We start from the raw sequence: 16,634 nt of genomic DNA on the forward strand, positions 1-16,634 counted from the left end.
GGGCAGACGGCGCCGCGACCTCGCCGTGCGTTTGGCGCGCGACCTGGCGCCGCCGGCAAGCGCCCGGGCCATGGCATGGCGAGACCGTGTCGCCACCGCCTATAGTCGATGCGTGTCGAACGAGATTGCTGCACATGGAGCCCCAGAAATTGACGCACTTCGCAGGGCAGGACGCCGGCAAGGCCGTCGGTTGGCTACGCTGGCTCCCCGGCGTCCGGGTGCTGAAGTCCTATCGGCCGGACTGGCTGCCACGGGACCTGGCGGCGGGACTGGTGCTGACCACCATGCTGATGCCGGTGGGCATCGCCTACGCCGAAGCCTCCGGCGTGCCCGGCGTTTATGGGCTCTACGCCACCATGGTCCCGCTGCTCGTGTACGCCTTGTTCGGGCCGAGCCGCATCCTGGTGCTGGGCCCGGATTCGGCCCTGGCCGCGCCGATCCTGGCGGTGGTGCTGCAGGTCGCCGGCGGCGATCCGGCGCGCGCCGTGCTGGTGGCCAGCATGATGGCGGTAGTCTCTGGCGCGGTCTGCATCGTGATGGGGCTGCTGCGCCTTGGCTTTGTCGCCGAACTGCTGTCCAAGCCGATCCGCTACGGCTACATGAATGGCATCGCCCTGACGGTGCTGGTCAGCCAGTTGCCCAAGCTGTTCGCCATCCCGGTCGAGGATGCCGGGCCGCTGCGGGAGATGCTCGAACTGGGCAGAGCCATCCTGGACGGGCAGACCAACTGGTACAGCTTTGCCGTCGGCGCCGGTAGTCTGGCGCTGATCCTGGGCCTGAAGCGTTTCGAGCGCGTGCCGGGCATCCTGATCGCGGTGGTCATCGCCACGCTCGCGGTCAGCATGTTCGACCTGGACCAGCACGGGGTGAAAGTGCTGGGCAAGACGCCGCAGGGGCTTCCCGCCTTTGTCCTGCCGTGGCTGGACGGCGCCGACCTGATGAAGATCGTGCTGGGCGGATGCGCGGTCGCGCTGATTGCCTTCGCCGACACCAGCGTGCTGTCGCGCACCTATGCGGCACGCACCAACACCCGCGTCGACCCGAACCAGGAGATGGTGGGGCTGGGCGCCGCCAACCTGGCGGCCGGACTGTTCCAGGGCTTCCCGGTCAGCAGCAGCGCTTCGCGCACGCCGGTGGCCGAAGCCGCTGGCGCCAAGACACAGCTCACCGGCGTGGTCGGCGCGCTGTCCGTGGCCATCCTGCTGCTGTTCGCGCCGAACCTGCTTCAGTACCTGCCAAGCAGCGCGCTGGCCGCGGTGGTCATCGCCGCGGCCATCGGCCTGTTTGTGATCGGCGACCTGAAGCGCATCTACCGCATCCAGCAGTGGGAGTTCTGGCTGTCGATGGTTTGCTTCGCGGTCGTTGCCGTGTTCGGCACCATCCAGGGGATTTTCCTGGCCGTGGTCATTGCCGTGATCGAATTCCTCTGGGACGGCTGGCGGCCGCACTACGCCGTGCTGGGGAAAGTGGACGGGCTGCGTGGATACCACGATATCGAGCGCTACCCGGAGGCCAGGCTGATCGACGGACTGGTGCTGTTCCGCTGGGACGCGCCGCTGTTCTTCGCCAATGCCGAACTGTTCCAGGAACGCCTGATAGAAGCGATCGACGCCTCGCCGACACCCGTGCGCCGCGTTGTGGTCGCAGCGGAACCGGTGACCAGCGTCGACGTCACCTCGGCCGACATGCTGCGCGACCTGGGCAGCATCCTGCGCGAGCGCGGTATCGACCTGCATTTCGCCGAGATGAAGGATCCGGTACGGGACAAACTCAAGCGCTTTGAGCTGATGGAATCGTTCGGCGACAAGTTCCATCCCACCGTGGGCAGCGCGGTCGATGATTACCTTGGCAAGCCAGACTGACGCCGGGCCCGATGCCCGGCCGCAGCGCTTGCAGGTCACGCCAAGCTCACCGGGGCACCACCTCGAAGGAGCCGACATGAACAGCCGATACCGGGTCTTGCACGTGCTGGCATGCGTCGCCGCATGCCTTGCTGGTCTGGCACCGGCAGGGACGGCCGTTGCCTACTTCGATCACTACCTCTCCGGCACCATCGTCGGCACGCTGACAAAGAGCCAGCTCGAAGTCCTGACCGGCGTCTTTCGCAAGACGCTGGAGCAGGGCGCCGATGGTGCCCGCGTGCCGTTTACGCTGCCGCCCGACATGCGGGAGCGCCCGGTGGAAGGCGCTTTCACGCCATTGCGCACGCGGCAGGACCGCGGCGACCGGTGCCGGCAGCTGCACAGCGAGTTCCGCCGTGCCGGCGAATCGGAGAGCTGGACCGGCTGGTACTGCAGGGAAAGGAGCGGCGACTGGAAGTCGCGCAAGCTCGCCAGCTAGGCGATCGCGGCCTGCAGCTGCTGCAGCGGCCTAGAAGCGCGACTCCACGTACCGGTACGGGTAGTCCGGTTCCTGGTATCCGTGTGCCTTCTGCCTTGCCGGCAGCTTGACCGGCTTGCGCTCGACCTCTTTGTACGGGATGCGGTCCAGCATGTGCTGGATGATGTTCAGCCGCGCCCGCCGCTTGTCGTTGGAATCGGCGACAAACCACGGCGCGTAGTCGCTGTCGGAGGCCGCGAACATGGCGTCGCGCGCGCGGGAATAGTCATACCAGCGGCTGTATGAGCGCAGGTCCATGTCGGTGAGCTTCCAGGTCTTGCGGTCGTCGTGGATGCGTCCCTTCAGGCGGCGGGTCTGCTCTTCGGGGCTGACTTCCAGCCAGTACTTGATCAGGATGATGCCGGAATGGACAATGGCCCGCTCCACCAGCGGGACGGCCCGCAGGAACTCCTCGGCCTGCGTTTCGCTGCAGAATCCCATCACGCGCTCGACCCCGGCGCGGTTGTACCAGCTGCGGTCGAAGATGACGATCTCGCCTGCCGCAGGCAGGTGCGGCAGATAGCGCTGGACGTACATCTGGCTTTTTTCGCGTTCGGTCGGGGCGGGCAGCGCGACCACGCGGAACACGCGCGGGCTGACGCGTTCGGTCATGGCCTTGATGGTGCCGCCCTTGCCGGCGCCGTCGCGGCCTTCGAACACCACGCAGACCTTGGTGCCGCTGGCCTGCACCCATAGCTGCAGCTTGACCAGCTCGCCATGCAGGTGGCGGAGTTCCTTCTGGTAAGCCTTCTCGGACATGCGTTCGCGCGGCTCGTCCGCTGCATCCGGGCGCTCCCCGGCGTCATCCCGCGGGCGCGGCGGCTCGGTCTCGGCCTGCTCCCTGTCGTGGCGCTTGTCCTTGTGCTTGGCCATCTTCCACCTCCATTGGGTTCGGACACCTCGAACGGCAAGACGTCCGGGGTTGTTGTGCTGTCTCACCTTCCTCACATTCCTCACAATAGACAATTCGGACAGCAATATCGGATCTCGAGCATTGCGCGTGGTGTCCTGGCTCTCGCCGCAAAAGTTTTTCCTATATCACTTTCGTAAATTTTTCATCTCTGCGGCAGGCGCCGACACCTATAGTTTCTCAGGGCAATAAGACGTCGCGATCGCTTTTATCGTTTCCCGGACCTGGCGCGGGCAGGGCGCTGGCGGCAGGCCGGAAGTTCAGCCCCGGACGGTGGTCCGGCAACGGGGCAAGGGAGACTGGCCATGGAGGGGCGGGGGATGCGTCTGTGGCGCCGGGTCGGCGCCTGTCTGTGCGCCGGCCTGGCATGCCTGGCGCTGAATGTCCATGCGCAGGATGCGCCAGCCGCGCAGGCGCCGTTCAAGCCGGAAGAACTTGAAGCGCTGGTCGCCCCCATCGCGCTCTATCCCGATTCAGTGTTGTCCCAGGTGCTGATGGCCTCCACGTATCCGCTCGAGATCGTGCAGGCGGCCCGCTGGGTCAAGGCCAACCCCAAGGTGAAGGGCGACGCCGCGCTGAAGGCAGTCGAGAGCCAGCCCTGGGATGTCAGCGTCAAGTCGCTGGTGGCCTTCCCGCAGGTGCTTGAGCCGCTGAACGACAAGCTCGACTGGACGCAGAAGCTGGGCGACGCCTTCCTCGGCCAGGAGAAGGAGGTGCTCGACGCCGTGCAGCGGTTGCGGGCGCGTGCGCAGCAATCGGGCAACCTGAAGTCGAACGAGCAGCAGAAGGTAATCGTCGAGCCTGCGCCGGCGCCACCGGTACAGGCGGGGCAGGAGGCACCGCCGGCACAGGCGTCGCAGACCATCGTGCGAATCGAGCCGGCGAACCCGGAAGTCATCTACGTGCCAGCCTACAACCCGACGGTGGTGTATGGGGCCTGGAGCTATCCCGCCTACCCGCCGTACTACTGGCCCCCTTATCCCGCTTACTATCCTGGCGCCGCGCTGATGACCGGCTTTGCCTGGGGCGTCGGCCTGGCCGCGGCGGGTGCCATCTTCGGCAACTGCAACTGGGGCGGCGGCGACGTCAATATCAACGTCAACAAGGCCGCCAATATCGACCGCAACTTCGACCGCACCAAGGTGCAGGGCGGAGGGAAATGGCAGCATGACGCCTCGCACCGGAAAGGCGTGGCATACCGGGATAACGCTTCGCGCGAGAAGTTTGGTGGCAGGGATGCCGCCGGCGCCAACCGGCGCAACGAATTCCGCGGCCGCGACGGCGCCGGTGGCGTGTCGGACCGTATGGCAGGCGGGGATCGCGGTGGGCGCGGTGATCTCGGCGGCGACCGTGGCGGCGAACGCGGAGGCTTTGGCGACCGCGGCGGTGAGCGCGGAAGCCTTGGCGAACGTGGCGGTGCAGGAGATCGCGCCGGCGTCTCCGACCGGGCTGGAGCATCCGACCGGGCGCGCACTTCCGACCGGGCCGGAGCATCCGACCGGGCTCGCACTTCTGACCGGGCCGCGGGCGGCGGACGCGACAACGCGTTCCAGGGCGTGGGCGGTGGAGGCGCGGCCGCGCAGCGAGACTTTGACCGCGGCCGTGCCAGCACGCAATCGGCCTCGTACCGCGACAGTGGCGGCCAGCGTGGTGGCGGTAACTTCAGCGGGGGCGGCCAGCGTGGCGGCGGCGGGGGTGGCTTCAGTGGCGGCGGCGGCCGCGGCGGCGGGGGCTTCAGCGGGGGTGGCCGCGGTGGCGGGGGCGGTGGCCGTGGCGGTGGCGGACGGCGTTGAGCGGGGGACAGCGATATGCAGCGCACGAAACGATCGGGCCTGGCATGGCCGTGCCGCAAGGCGTTGTCCCTCGGCGGGATGCTGGTCGCATTGGCGACGGCGCCAGCCTATGCGCAAAAGGACTTCGCTACGCCCGAGGCCGCAATGAATGCCTTCGGCGAAGCCGTCGCCACCAGCGACGACGCCGCCATGAAGTCTCTGCTCGGCGCCCGCTACACCGACCTGATCCCGCCGGTCGGCGCGGATATCCGCTACAAGTTCCTGGAGGCCTGGCACCAATCGCACGCGATTCGTTCCGACGGACCCGACCGGGCCCGCATTGCCGCGGGCAAGGACGACTGGACCATGCCGGTTCCGCTGGTGAAGACGGCAAAGGGCTGGCATTTCGACACGCGCGCCGGGGTCGAGGAGATGCGCCTGCGCCGGATCGGCCGCAACGAACTGTCGGTGATGCAGACCTTGCTTGCCGTGTGCGATGCGCAGAACGAGTATGCGCAGCTGATGCGCCAGGACCGCGGCGTGACAGCGTACGCATCGAAGCTGGTCAGTTCGCCCGGCAAGCACGATGGCCTGTACTGGCCAACCCGCTCCGGCGAACCGGAAAGCCCGCTTGGCCCCGCGTTCCTCAGCGCCGAACATCGCAGCGCGCCGGGCGGCGGCTACCATGGATATCGCTACCGGCTGCTGACCTCGCAAGGCACGCATGCGCCCGGCGGCAAGTATGACTATGTCGTCGGCGGCAAGCTCTTTGGCGGGTTTGCCGTGATCGCGTGGCCGCTCCGCTACGGGGATACCGGCGTCAAGACTTTCATGGTGAGCCACGACGGCCGCGTCTTCGAGCGCGACCTGGGCCCGGACAGCGCGGCCCGGGCCGGCGCGATCCGGTCATTCGACCCGGGGCCGGGGTGGACCGAGGTCAAACCATGACGCCCCGGGTGACGGCACGCTGGACACCCTTGCGCGACCTACGGAGGTGAATCATGTCCGTTCTCATGCTCAGCAACATCGATGCCGAAGTCACCGATGAAGACATCGGCGCCTTCCTGGTGAAATACGGCTTCCCGGAATACAACAGCATCGAGCACCTGGATGGCGACGGCAGCAGGCCGTCCGTCCGGCTGACCTTCGACACGCTGGACGATGACACCCTGGACAAGCTCAAGGCCCGCATCCACCAGATGTTCTGGCATGGCCACAAGGTCAGCGCGCTGGTATTGCGGGAGCGCTTCAGCTGAAGCAGGCAGCCATCCGCGTGCCCATCGGCCTGCCGGCTACTCCGCGCGGTTGAGCCTTCGATACTGGTTGAAGTGCCGCACCGCCTTCTGGAAGTGCCCCAGTTCATGATGCAGCCGCGCGGCGTTGTAATGCGCATCGGCATCGCCGGGTGCCAGTTCGATGCAGCGATCGTAGGCGGACAGCGCAGACTGGGGTGCGCCGATATCTTCCAGCGCGACACCAAGGTTGAAATGCAGTTGCGGCGCGTCCGGCAGGCAGGCCAGCGCGCCCTCATATAGCGCGATCGCTTCATCGAAGCGCTGCTGGTCGGACAGCAGGCACCCCAGGTTCAGGTACGCGTCCAGCATGCCGGGCGACAGCGTCAGTGCGCGCCGGTAAGCGGCTTCGGAAGCTACGGCGTCGAAGGGCTCCAGCGCCTGCGCGCGCGCAAATACCTCGTCGGCCGCCGCTTCGCTGGCGGCCGCGCGTGCCAGTTCAACGACGCGCACGTCGTCCGGGGCCGGCTCGAATTCCATCAGCCGTTGCCCGCTCTCCACCAGCCACGCGCCGTGACGGTCGCGCACAGATACCTTGCCGCTGCTGGCGGACATGCGCACGCCTGACAGGTGCCGGTCCGGCGCCAGCCGTTCGAGCCGATGCAGCGCCCGCAGGATCTGCGCCGGTGCCACGCGCGCCTGGTACAGGGAGGCCGCGGTACGGATCAGTACCACGTCCTGGAAGGAGAACAAATGTTCGCCGCGCGGGCCGCGGGCAGGCGTGACCAGCCCGGCGCTGACCAGGCTGCCGATCAGCCGGCGCGACACGCCCAGGCGCGCCTCCAGCGCTCGCGTGGTCAGGCCTTCGCTGCGGTTCACGCCGATTTCTTCGCGGTGCGCCGGATCGGCGTGGGCGCCGCCGGCGTTGCCGCGCGTTTGCCGGGACGGCGGGCTGATGCAGTGTCGGCGGCGGCCTTGCCTTTGGCCGCCGGCGCGCCCTTCCTGGACAGGCTGGCGCGCAGCGCATCCATCAGGTCGATGACCTCGCCGCCGGCGGCGACTTCGGCCGGCTCCGGCGACACGATCTGCTTGCCGGTGATCTTGGCGTCGATGGCGGCGAGCACCCTGGCTTTCTCTTCGTCCTTGTACTGGGTCGGATCGTACTGGTCTTCCGATGCCTGCTCGATCAGCTGGATCGCAAGCTTCAGTTCGGCATCCGAGACCGACACATCCTCGATATGCAGTTCGGTGATACTGCGCACCTCATCGGCAAACAACAGCTGCTGGAACACCAGGCCGCCTTCGACCGGCCGGATCTGCACGATATGCGACTTGCCCTTGGCGGCCCACTTGGCGATGGCACACCGCCCGGTCTTCGCCATGGCTTCGCGCAGCAGGCTGTAGGGCTTGCCGCCGCGTTTGTCCGGCGCGATGAAATAGGCCTTGTCGTAGTACAGCGGATCGACGCTTTGCTCGGGAATGAACGCGACGATATCGACCATGTGGCTGGCGCTTTCCTCCAGCGCCTTGAGTTCGTCCGGCGAGAAGGTCACGAAGCGCCCTTTCTCGAATTCGTAGCCCTTCACCATCTCGGCCCGCTCGACCACCTTCTGCGTCTGCTCGGAGATGTACTGCTGCTTCAGGCGCGAACCCTCCTTGCTCAGCAGGTTGAAACGCACTGCCGAGCTGGCTTCGGTGGCCGTGTAGAGCTTGACGGGGATCGAGACAAGACCGAAGGACAGGGACAGCGAGGCGAGGGATCGGGCAGGCATGGAGGTCTCCGCAATGCAATACGGCTGGAATCAGCTTAAGCGCTCGATGGCGGCGGTCAAAGTCTGGCTTGTGTCCCAATAGGACTGCCACGGGTCGGCGATCTGGAAGCTGAGGTACTCGCGGGCATCACGGATCGTCCACTGTGCGCCACTTTTCAGCTTGCCAAGTTGCTCCCACGACACCGGCATGGATACCCCGAGCCCCGGCCTGGCGCGGGCCGAGAACGCGGCCGCGGTGGTCTGGGAAAAGCCGTTGCGCAGGTAGTCCACGAATATCCGCCCCTTGCGGTTGGCCGCGCCGGAGCGGGCAGTGAAGCGCTGGGGGAGGGTGGCCGCCAGGTGTTGCACTGCGGCCCGCGAAAACGCCTTGACCTCGTCGTACGAGCGGTGCGGCGCCAGCGGCACAACCACGTGCAGGCCCTTGCCGCCGCTGGTCTTCAGCCAGGACTGCAGGCCGAGTTCATCCAGCAGCGTGTGTACCAGCATGGCGGCTTCGAGCATCGACTCCCACGCCACGCCCTCGCCGGGGTCGAGGTCGAAGATCACACGGTCAGGGCGGTCGATATGGCATGCGGTGGAATTCCATGTGTGGAACTCGACCACGTTCATCTGGGCCGCGGCGACGATGGCGTCGGCCGAGTCGGCCGTCAGCAGTGCGCCATGGCCGGGCCAGAGCGACGCGGGGCGTTCGGTCAGCCCCGGCATTGCCGTCTCCGCATGCTTCTGGAAAAACGTCGGCGCGTCGATGCCCTCCGGCGCGCGCACCAGCGACAGCGGGCGATCGGCGAGGTGCGGCAGCATCAGGCTGGCGACGCTCTCGTAATAGCGCACCAGTTCGACCTTGGTGATGCCCCTGGCCTTGTCGATGATGCGATCTGGGTTGGTGACCTTGATGGCGGCCATGCCATGCGGCGTCACGGCGGTCTGGACCGCTTCGCGTCGGACCGACCTGGCGGGGCGGTCGCTGCGCAGGCCCTTGAAGGAGGCGTGGCGGATCTGTCCTTCCGGGGTCCAGTCGGAGAACTCGATCTCCGCCACGAGGGTTGGCCTGACCCATCGCCCCGGCGCAGCACGGCCGCGGCCCCAGCGCCCGCTAGCACGCGCCTCGGTCGCGAACGGGCTGTCGTCAACCTGCAATGCCGCCAGCCGCTTGCGCAGTTTCGCGGCCATCTCGCTATCCCAGCCGGTGCCGACGCCGCCGACGTAGAGCAGGCCGCCTTCATCGCCCTCGTCATAGACGCCAAGATGCAGCCTGCCGATTTCAGTCTTCGACCCTTCGCGGTCCGCGAACCCGCCAATGACAAACTCCTGGCGCAGCTTGCACTTGGTCTTGAGCCAGCTCTGCGTGCGCGCCGAAACGTAGGCCGCGTCCGCCCGCTTGAACATCAGCCCTTCCAGCCCCAGCCGGCACGCCGCCTGGAACATCTGCGCGGGCGGCGCTTCGAAGGCCTCGCTGAAGCGGACGCGGTCGGTGCGCGCGCCGACCAGCTCGGCCAGCTTTTCCCGGCGCTGGGACAATGGCAAGCCGCGCAGGTCGCGCCCTTCCCAGTAGGGCAGGTCGAAGGCAAAGAAGACGATCGCATCGTGGCGATGCCCGTCGATGGCGTTCTGCAGTGCATTGAAATCCGGCATGCCATCGCGCAGCACGACGATCTCGCCATCCAGCCAGCCCTGCGAGATATCCAGCTTCTCGATTTCGGCGGCCACCGAGCCCAGCTTCCTGGTCCAGTCATGGCCGTTGCGGGTGTAGAGCGTTGCGCGGGCATCGTCGATCCTCGCCAGGATGCGGTAGCCGTCGAACTTGGTTTCGATGATCCAGCCGGCGCCGTCCGGCAGCGTGGGCGAGGGCGTGGCGAGCTGCGGCGTCAGTCTTGCCGGGAGCGGCGCGCGTGGCGCGTGCCTGATGGCCTCGGCCGCGTCTTCGACGACGCCCGGCCCGGATGCGTTCAACGCGCCCAGCGGCCTGGCGATGACGCTGTCCGGCAGCGCTGCCAGTACGTCGAACTCCGACAACGGGCGCGCCCAAGCGTCGCGCTTCTTGAAGAGAATCCATTGTTCCGACTTGTCGCCCGGCCGGGCGATGCGGACCAGTTCCCAGCGGCCGGCCAGCTTTTCGCCGGACAGGTCGAACACCAGCTTGCCGGCCGCCATGCCGTCATGCGCGTCGCCGACGGGCGCCCAGGTGCCGCGGTCCCAGACGATGACCGCGCCGGCGCCGTATTGTTTCGGCGGAATCTCGCCTTCGAAGTCCGCATAGTCAAGCGGGTGGTCCTCGACATGGATGGCAATGCGCTTTTCGGCAGGATCGTAGCTGGGTCCCTTGGGCACGGCCCAGCTCAGCAGCACGCCATCCAGTTCGAGCCGGAAATCGTAGTGCAGGCGCCGGGCCCAGTGCTTTTGCACGACAAAACGCAACGGCTGCGCCTTACCCCTGCGCCGAGAGCCGGCAGGCTCGGGGGTGATGTGGAAATTCCGCTTTTCCTGGTAGTCCTGGAGGCTGTCCGGCTGCTCCGCTGCGCGGCGCCTGGCCGTTGTCGCCCTTGCATTCGTTGCCATAAGACTCACGCGCCTCAGCCGCGCCACGAGAGCGCCCGCGATTCAAGAAGTCTAGGGGGTGCCACGGAGGCGGTGTATCGGGCGGCGTCTTACGCGCGGGGGGAAAGTGCGGGGGGAAAGTGCGGTTATCGGCATGCCTGTTTGAGGTTTTTCCCGCTGGCTCTCGGCCCGCTGCCTCGCCGGGGGCCTGATTCCCGACCTGTTATGGGATAATCCCCGGTTTGCCCAGGGCGCAGCTCAAGAGGTTGTCCGCACGGGCGCGCGCAGGGCCGGTCATCCCGTGGCCCGCAACCTTTCTGGCGACATTCCTTAGCAAAACAATGCCCACATACCGTTCCAAAACCTCTACCGCCGGCCGCAACATGGCGGGGGCCCGCTCGCTGTGGCGTGCCACCGGCATGAAAGACGAAGATTTCAGCAAGCCCATCATCGCGGTGGTCAATTCGTTCACCCAGTTCGTGCCCGGGCACGTGCACCTGAAGGACCTGGGCCAGTTGGTCGCGCGCGAAATCGAGGCTGCCGGCGGCGTGGCCAAGGAATTCAACACCATCGCGGTCGACGACGGTATTGCCATGGGCCACGACGGCATGCTGTACTCGCTGCCCAGCCGCGACATCATCGCCGACTCGGTCGAGTACATGGTCAACGCGCACTGTGCCGACGCCATGGTGTGCATCTCCAACTGCGACAAGATCACCCCGGGCATGCTGATGGCCGCGATGCGCCTCAACATCCCCGTGATCTTCGTCTCCGGCGGCCCGATGGAAGCCGGCAAGACGCGGCTGGCCAACCCCGTCACCAAGACCATGGAGTTCCGCAAGCTGGACCTGGTCGACGCCATGGTGATGGCGGCCGACAGCGCCTATTCCGACGCCGACGTGGCCGAGGTGGAGCGCTCCGCATGCCCCACCTGCGGTTCGTGCTCGGGCATGTTCACGGCCAATTCCATGAACTGCCTGACTGAAGCGCTGGGCCTGTCGCTGCCGGGCAACGGCACGGTGGTCGCCACCCACGCCGACCGCGAGCAACTGTTCAAGCGCGCCGGCCGCCGCGTGGTGGAACTGGCACGCCAGTACTACGAGCAGGAAGACGCGCGCATCCTGCCGCGCTCGGTGGGCTTCAAGGCGTTCGAGAACGCCATGACGCTGGACATCGCCATGGGCGGCTCGACCAACACCATCCTGCACCTGCTGGCGATCGCGCAGGAAGCGGGCATCGACTTCACCATGGACGACATCGACCGCCTCTCGCGCGTCGTGCCGCAGCTGTGCAAGGTGGCGCCGAACACCAACAAGTACCACATCGAAGACGTGCACCGCGCCGGCGGCATCATGGCGATCCTGGGCGAGCTGGAGCGCGCCGGCAAGCTGCATACCGACGTGCCGACGGTCCACGCCCCGACGCTCAAGGATGCGCTGGAGCAGTGGGACATCGGCCGCACGCAGGACGAAGCGGTCCGCACCTTCTACATGGCCGGCCCCGCTGGCATTCCGACGCAGGTCGCGTTCAGCCAGAACACGCGCTGGCCGAGCCTGGACCTGGATCGCGCCGAGGGCTGCATCCGCTCCTACGAGCACGCGTTCTCCAAGGAAGGCGGCCTGGCCGTGCTGACGGGCAATATCGCGCTCGACGGCTGCGTGGTGAAGACCGCCGGCGTGGACGAGAGCATCCTGGTGTTCGAGGGCACGGCGCATGTCACCGAGTCGCAGGACGAAGCGGTGGAAAACATCCTGGCCGACAAGGTCAAGGCCGGCGACGTGGTGATCGTGCGCTACGAAGGCCCCAAGGGCGGCCCCGGCATGCAGGAAATGCTGTACCCGACCAGCTACATCAAGTCCAAGGGCCTGGGCAAGGCCTGCGCGCTGCTGACCGACGGCCGCTTCTCGGGCGGCACCTCGGGCCTGTCGATCGGCCACTGCTCGCCCGAGGCGGCAGCCGGCGGTGCGATCGGCCTGGTGCGCGACGGCGACAAGATCCGCATCGACATCCCCAACCGCACCATCGACGTGCTGGTGTCCGACGAGGAACTGGCGCGCCGCCGCGAAGAGCAGGACGCCAAGGGCTGGAAGCCGGCCAAGGCGCGCCCGCGCAAGGTGTCTGCGGCGCTGAAGGCCTACGCCAAGCTGGTCATGTCGGCCGACAAGGGCGCCGTGCGCGACCTGTCGCTGCTGGACGACTGACGCCCGCGCGGATTTCGCGCTCGGCAGAAGGCCGCTCTCCGGAGCGGCCTTTTTCTTGCGCCGATTTTGTATCGGCGTATCTGACATGTGCTCCCAGATACATGCGGATACAAGACCCCCTGCAATTCGACACATTGCGCTTGCCTTCGCCTCCTAGACTCGTTTTCGGTTCGATCACTTGCTAGGAGAAAAGGATGTCAACAACCATCGATCTGCCGCGCCGCGGCTTCCTGGGCGCCGCCGCCCTGACGCTGGCCGCCGCGCACGTCAGCCTGTCGCATGCCGCCCAGCCCCAGGCCGGATTTCGCAAGACGGCCCCGTTGCCGCCGACCGCGCCAGGCACCCATAAGACTTTCGCGGCGATCCGCCAGGTCAACGCCGGGGTACTCAACGTCGGCTACGCCGAAGCCGGCCCGGCCGACGGGCCCGTCGCGCTGCTGCTGCACGGCTGGCCGTATGACATCCACAGTTTTGCCGACGTGGCGCCACTGCTCGCGGCACGCGGCTATCGCGTGATCATTCCCTATCTGCGCGGTTTCGGCTCGACCACCTTCCTGTCGTCTGCCACGATGCGCAACGGACAGCCGTCGGCCATCGCTGCCGACATGATCGCGCTGATGGACGCGCTGCGCATCCCGACCGCCGTGGTCGCCGGCTTTGACTGGGGCGCGCGCACCGCCGGCATCATGGCCGCGCTGTGGCCGGACCGTTGCCGGGCGCTGGTCTCGGTCAGCGGCTACCTGATCGGCAGCCAGGCCGCCGGCAAGAAGCCGCTGCCGCCGGAGGCCGAACTGCAATGGTGGTACCAGTTCTACTTCGCCACCGACCGTGGCCAGGCCGGTTACCAGCAATACACGCACCAGTTTGCCAGGCTGATCTGGAAACTGGCGTCGCCGAAATGGGAGTTCGACGATGCCACCTTCCATCGCAGCGCGGTTGCCCTGGACAATCCGGATCACGTTGCCATCACCATCCACAACTACCGCTGGCGCCAGGGTCTCGCTGCCGGCGAGGCGCGGTTCGACGACTTCGAAAAGCGCCTCGCCACCGCGCCGACCATCAGCGTGCCAACCATCACCATGGAAGGCGACGCGAACGGCGCGCCGCATCCGACGCCCAGTTCGTATGCGAGCAAGTTCACCGGGCCGTATGAGCACCGCGACCTGACCGGCGGGATCGGCCACAATCCGCCGCACGAGGCGCCGGTGGCGTTTGCGCAGGCGGTATTGGACGTTGATAGCCGCTGAGGCATGGAGGGATGCCGGTAGGCAGGCGGATCCGGCATCGTTCACTCCACTCACCGCGTTCACCGCGTTCACCGCGTTTGCCATTTACGAAGGCTGGACGCTGCACTAATCTGCACGGATGCAGATTCGTTGCCTGCCTTCGTCTCGTGCCGGGAATGCCATCGCCATCGCGCTGGCAACCGCGCTTTCCGGTTGCGCAACGGCGCCATCTCCCACATGCCCGGCCGGAGAACAGGCGGCGATCAGCGAATTGCTGTACTTCGGCATGGCAAAGCCCGGCGGAACGGTGTCGGAGGCGGAATGGGACGCCTTCGTTCAAACCTCCGTGGCACCGCGCTTCCCGGACGGCTTCACGGTCTGGCCGGCTTCCGGCCAATGGCGCGGCGCAAACGGCAAGGTCGTCAGCGAGGCCACGCGCGTGCTAAGCCTGATGCATGCCCCCGACGAGCGCAGCGAGGCGGCGGCACGCGCCATCGCCAGCGAGTACAAAACCAGCTTCCAGCAGGAAGCGGTGCTCAGGGTCCGCAGCTACGCCTGCATGTCGCTCTAGGACTTTCCCATCCTTGCCAGTCGCTCGCCGATGACGGAAAGCGCATCCCTGAACAACGATTGCCACTGCTCGGATGGAGCCTCGCCTAAGGGATGCCAGAAGAACCTGAACACATGGCCGTCATCATCGGCGGTGTGATGCTCCCAGGTGTCCGGCAGCGGCTGCGGCTGCGTTGGCTCGCAGAGATGGAGCGACCATATCTGTTGTTCGAATCCGGATTCCCACAAGCCCAGGTCGGCCGTAGCCACGCCCGTTATCCCTGACTCCTCGCGCAGTTCGCGCACTGCGGCATCTGCCGGGGGTTCGCCAGGCTCGATCGTGCCTTTGACGATCTGGAATCCGGAGAGGGGATGCTCGAAGGCGAGGATCTCCACACGGTTCTGCGTGCGTCTGAGGACAATCGGACAGGCTTTGGTTGGTGTCATCTGAATGTCCCTGTAAGGATTTGCGCGGACTTGCGCCACCCGGAACGCCATGGGTCCGGGACTTGTGTCACAACAAGCCATCTTCCGGCGCTACCGCGGGGAGATCAAGCGAACCATGAGGCACCCGCAAGGGGAGTCGGGCGTGCAGGTGCCCGCCTGGAGGAAATACCACCAGCGGCCGATGACTATTGGATCGGATCGGTGACGCTTCCGGTGGTCATTGCGTGCCGGGCCGCACATCGGCCAGCATCGATGGCGATGCCCGGTAGGTGCTCCAGAACCGGACAGGCAGCGGGCCACTCCCCGGCCGTCAGAACTTATGCCGGATATTGACCATCACCCCGGTCTGGTTCTCGCCCGGCGTGACGGTGCTGCCGAAGCCGTTGAGGCCGAGGTTGGAGTTGTCCTTGTTGCGCACGTAGCCAACGTTCAGGAACGCGTCGGTGCGTTTGGACAGCGCATAGTTGGCCGATGCCACCAGCATCCACGGATCCTGCCCGTTGCGCTTGTTGTTCAGGTAGTAGCCGGCTCCGGTCAGCATCAGGGCAGGCGTCGCCTGGAAGCGGTAGCCCAGCCAAAACAGGTCGTTGCGGCGCTGCGGCGAACCCGGCGCGACGCCGATATCGCCATTGAACCAGCGGTAGCCCGCCAGCACCGTCGACCTGCCGAAGCTGGCATTTGCCGCCGCCGCGATGCGCCGGTCGGTCTGGCCCGAGTTCTGGCCGGTGATGCCGCGCGTGCCTTGCTGCTGGTCGTAGATGAGGGTGGCGCCGAAATTGCCGCCGGCATATTCGAGCCCGGCACCGAAGGCACGGTCGCTCTTCACGTCGCCGGGCACTTCGGTCGCCAGTGTCGTGGTGCCGCCGCTGGTGATGCTGGTGCCGCGCGCAAAGCTGTACAGCGCGGTGGCGGTGACAGGACCGAACTTGCCGGTGTACTTGGCGGTGTTGTCATAGCGGCCCGCCAGGTTGGCATCGATCGCCAGCGCCGAGTAGCGGGCCGCCAGCACCATCGGCTCGTAGTTGATCAGCAGGTCGAACAGCGCGTTCTGCTGCCGGCCCAGCGTCAGGCGCCCCCACTGGTGGTCAAGCCCGACAAAGGCCTGGCGCCCGAACAGCCGGCCGCCCTGGCTGGAAACGCCGCTGTCGAGTTCGAACCCGCTTTCCAGCGCATACACCGCCTTCATGCCGCTGCCCAGGTCCTCGACGCCGCGAAGGCCCCAGCGCGAACCCGACACGTTGCCGGACGTCATGCGGAACAGCTTGTCGCCGGCGGCGTTGGCGTGGCTCAGGTATTCCAGTCCGATATCCGCCACGCCGTACAGCGTGACGGACGATTGCGCGGCGGCGAATGGCGCGGCCGCCGATAACAGCATTGCTGCGTAGATCCGGGTCTTCATGCATCTCCTCCGTTGTGGTCTTGTGTGGGCGGAGTCTGGAGATGCCATGGGGGCGCGTCAAAGCGCACGCCGCAATTGTGCCGTGCAATGAAAATCCCGTCGGCGCCGTTTCAAAGTACGGCACAACGCGCCCATGCCGGTTGACTGCGGCCAGGCCGGCGAGCACGCTGAATCCATGCGATGGCGAGCGTCCCAAGGCGCTGCCGACGCGG

14 protein-coding genes are annotated in these 16,634 nt (G+C 66.7%); 8 read left to right on the top strand and 6 right to left on the bottom strand.

The window, feature by feature from the left end; translation table 11 throughout:
- Positions 1-134 precede the first annotated feature (134 nt).
- Together LPA45_RS19270 and LPA45_RS19275 are read left to right on the top strand one after the other, a co-directional pair.
- Positions 135-1,862, top strand: coding sequence for a SulP family inorganic anion transporter (locus LPA45_RS19270; RefSeq protein ID WP_317920580.1), 1,728 nt, complete (start codon positions 135-137; stop codon positions 1,860-1,862).
- Between the two features lie 76 nt (positions 1,863-1,938).
- Entirely contained in the window at positions 1,939-2,340 is a 402-nt protein-coding gene (locus LPA45_RS19275; RefSeq protein ID WP_116322732.1) for a hypothetical protein, read from the top strand.
- A 30-nt stretch (positions 2,341-2,370) separates the two neighbouring features.
- Here the strand turns inward: LPA45_RS19275 and ppk2 are convergent, their stop codons facing one another.
- Positions 2,371-3,252, bottom strand: a complete 882-nt coding sequence (ppk2, locus tag LPA45_RS19280; protein ID WP_116322731.1) for a polyphosphate kinase 2 — start codon at positions 3,250-3,252, stop codon at positions 2,371-2,373.
- Between the two features lie 357 nt (positions 3,253-3,609).
- Here ppk2 and LPA45_RS19285 point away from each other — a divergent pair, with 357 nt between their 5' ends.
- The 3 genes from LPA45_RS19285 to LPA45_RS19295 all read left to right on the top strand — a co-directional run bounded on the left by LPA45_RS19285 (position 3,610) and on the right by LPA45_RS19295 (position 6,317).
- Complete coding sequence (locus LPA45_RS19285; RefSeq protein ID WP_317920581.1) at positions 3,610-5,082, top strand: DUF3300 domain-containing protein; 1,473 nt, start codon at positions 3,610-3,612, stop codon at positions 5,080-5,082.
- 78 nt (positions 5,083-5,160) lie between these two features.
- A complete protein-coding gene (locus tag LPA45_RS19290; protein ID WP_233528357.1) occupies positions 5,161-6,009 on the top strand; it encodes a DUF2950 domain-containing protein in 849 nt (282 codons plus the stop codon).
- A 53-nt stretch (positions 6,010-6,062) separates the two neighbouring features.
- Positions 6,063-6,317: an RNA-binding protein gene (locus LPA45_RS19295; RefSeq protein WP_116322728.1), complete on the top strand. Its 255-nt coding sequence runs from the start codon at positions 6,063-6,065 to the stop codon at positions 6,315-6,317.
- Positions 6,318-6,353: 36 nt separating this feature from the next.
- Here LPA45_RS19295 and LPA45_RS19300 read toward each other — a convergent pair whose 3' ends face one another.
- From LPA45_RS19300 to ligD, 3 genes are read right to left on the bottom strand one after another with little or no spacing between them, the layout of a single operon-like run.
- Positions 6,354-7,172, bottom strand: a complete 819-nt coding sequence (locus LPA45_RS19300) for a tetratricopeptide repeat protein (protein WP_317920582.1) — start codon at positions 7,170-7,172, stop codon at positions 6,354-6,356.
- Entirely contained in the window at positions 7,169-8,065 is an 897-nt protein-coding gene (locus LPA45_RS19305) for a Ku protein (protein WP_317920583.1), read from the bottom strand. The genes LPA45_RS19300 and LPA45_RS19305 overlap by 4 nt, the downstream gene beginning before the upstream one ends.
- Positions 8,066-8,095: 30 nt before the next feature.
- Positions 8,096-10,621 (bottom strand): DNA ligase D, encoded by a 2,526-nt coding sequence (gene ligD, locus LPA45_RS19310; RefSeq protein ID WP_317920584.1) that lies wholly within the window; start codon positions 10,619-10,621, stop codon positions 8,096-8,098.
- A gap of 320 nt (positions 10,622-10,941) precedes the next feature.
- Between ligD and ilvD the strand changes: the two genes are divergently transcribed.
- The 3 genes from ilvD to LPA45_RS19325 all read left to right on the top strand — a co-directional run bounded on the left by ilvD (position 10,942) and on the right by LPA45_RS19325 (position 14,598).
- Positions 10,942-12,801, top strand: coding sequence for a dihydroxy-acid dehydratase (gene ilvD, locus LPA45_RS19315; protein WP_317920585.1), 1,860 nt, complete (start codon positions 10,942-10,944; stop codon positions 12,799-12,801).
- A 194-nt stretch (positions 12,802-12,995) separates the two neighbouring features.
- The gene (locus LPA45_RS19320) at positions 12,996-14,048 is read left to right on the top strand and encodes an alpha/beta fold hydrolase (protein WP_116322723.1); all 1,053 of its coding nucleotides are present in this window, start codon (positions 12,996-12,998) and stop codon (positions 14,046-14,048) included.
- A 265-nt stretch (positions 14,049-14,313) separates the two neighbouring features.
- Positions 14,314-14,598 carry a DUF3574 domain-containing protein gene (locus tag LPA45_RS19325; protein WP_317920587.1) on the top strand — a complete coding sequence of 95 codons (285 nt, stop codon included), beginning with the start codon at positions 14,314-14,316 and terminating at the stop codon, positions 14,596-14,598.
- On the opposite strand, the gene LPA45_RS19330 is transcribed toward LPA45_RS19325, so the two are convergent.
- Together LPA45_RS19330 and LPA45_RS19335 are read right to left on the bottom strand one after the other, a co-directional pair.
- The gene (locus tag LPA45_RS19330; RefSeq protein WP_116322746.1) at positions 14,595-15,023 is read right to left on the bottom strand and encodes an NUDIX domain-containing protein; all 429 of its coding nucleotides are present in this window, start codon (positions 15,021-15,023) and stop codon (positions 14,595-14,597) included. The genes LPA45_RS19325 and LPA45_RS19330 overlap by 4 nt on opposite strands.
- A gap of 310 nt (positions 15,024-15,333) precedes the next feature.
- Positions 15,334-16,422: a porin gene (locus tag LPA45_RS19335; RefSeq protein WP_116322721.1), complete on the bottom strand. Its 1,089-nt coding sequence runs from the start codon at positions 16,420-16,422 to the stop codon at positions 15,334-15,336.
- Between the last annotated feature and the right edge of the window lie 212 nt (positions 16,423-16,634).

It is taken from the genome of Cupriavidus sp. Agwp_2, assembly GCF_040784895.1.
GTDB lineage: Bacteria > Pseudomonadota > Gammaproteobacteria > Burkholderiales > Burkholderiaceae > Cupriavidus.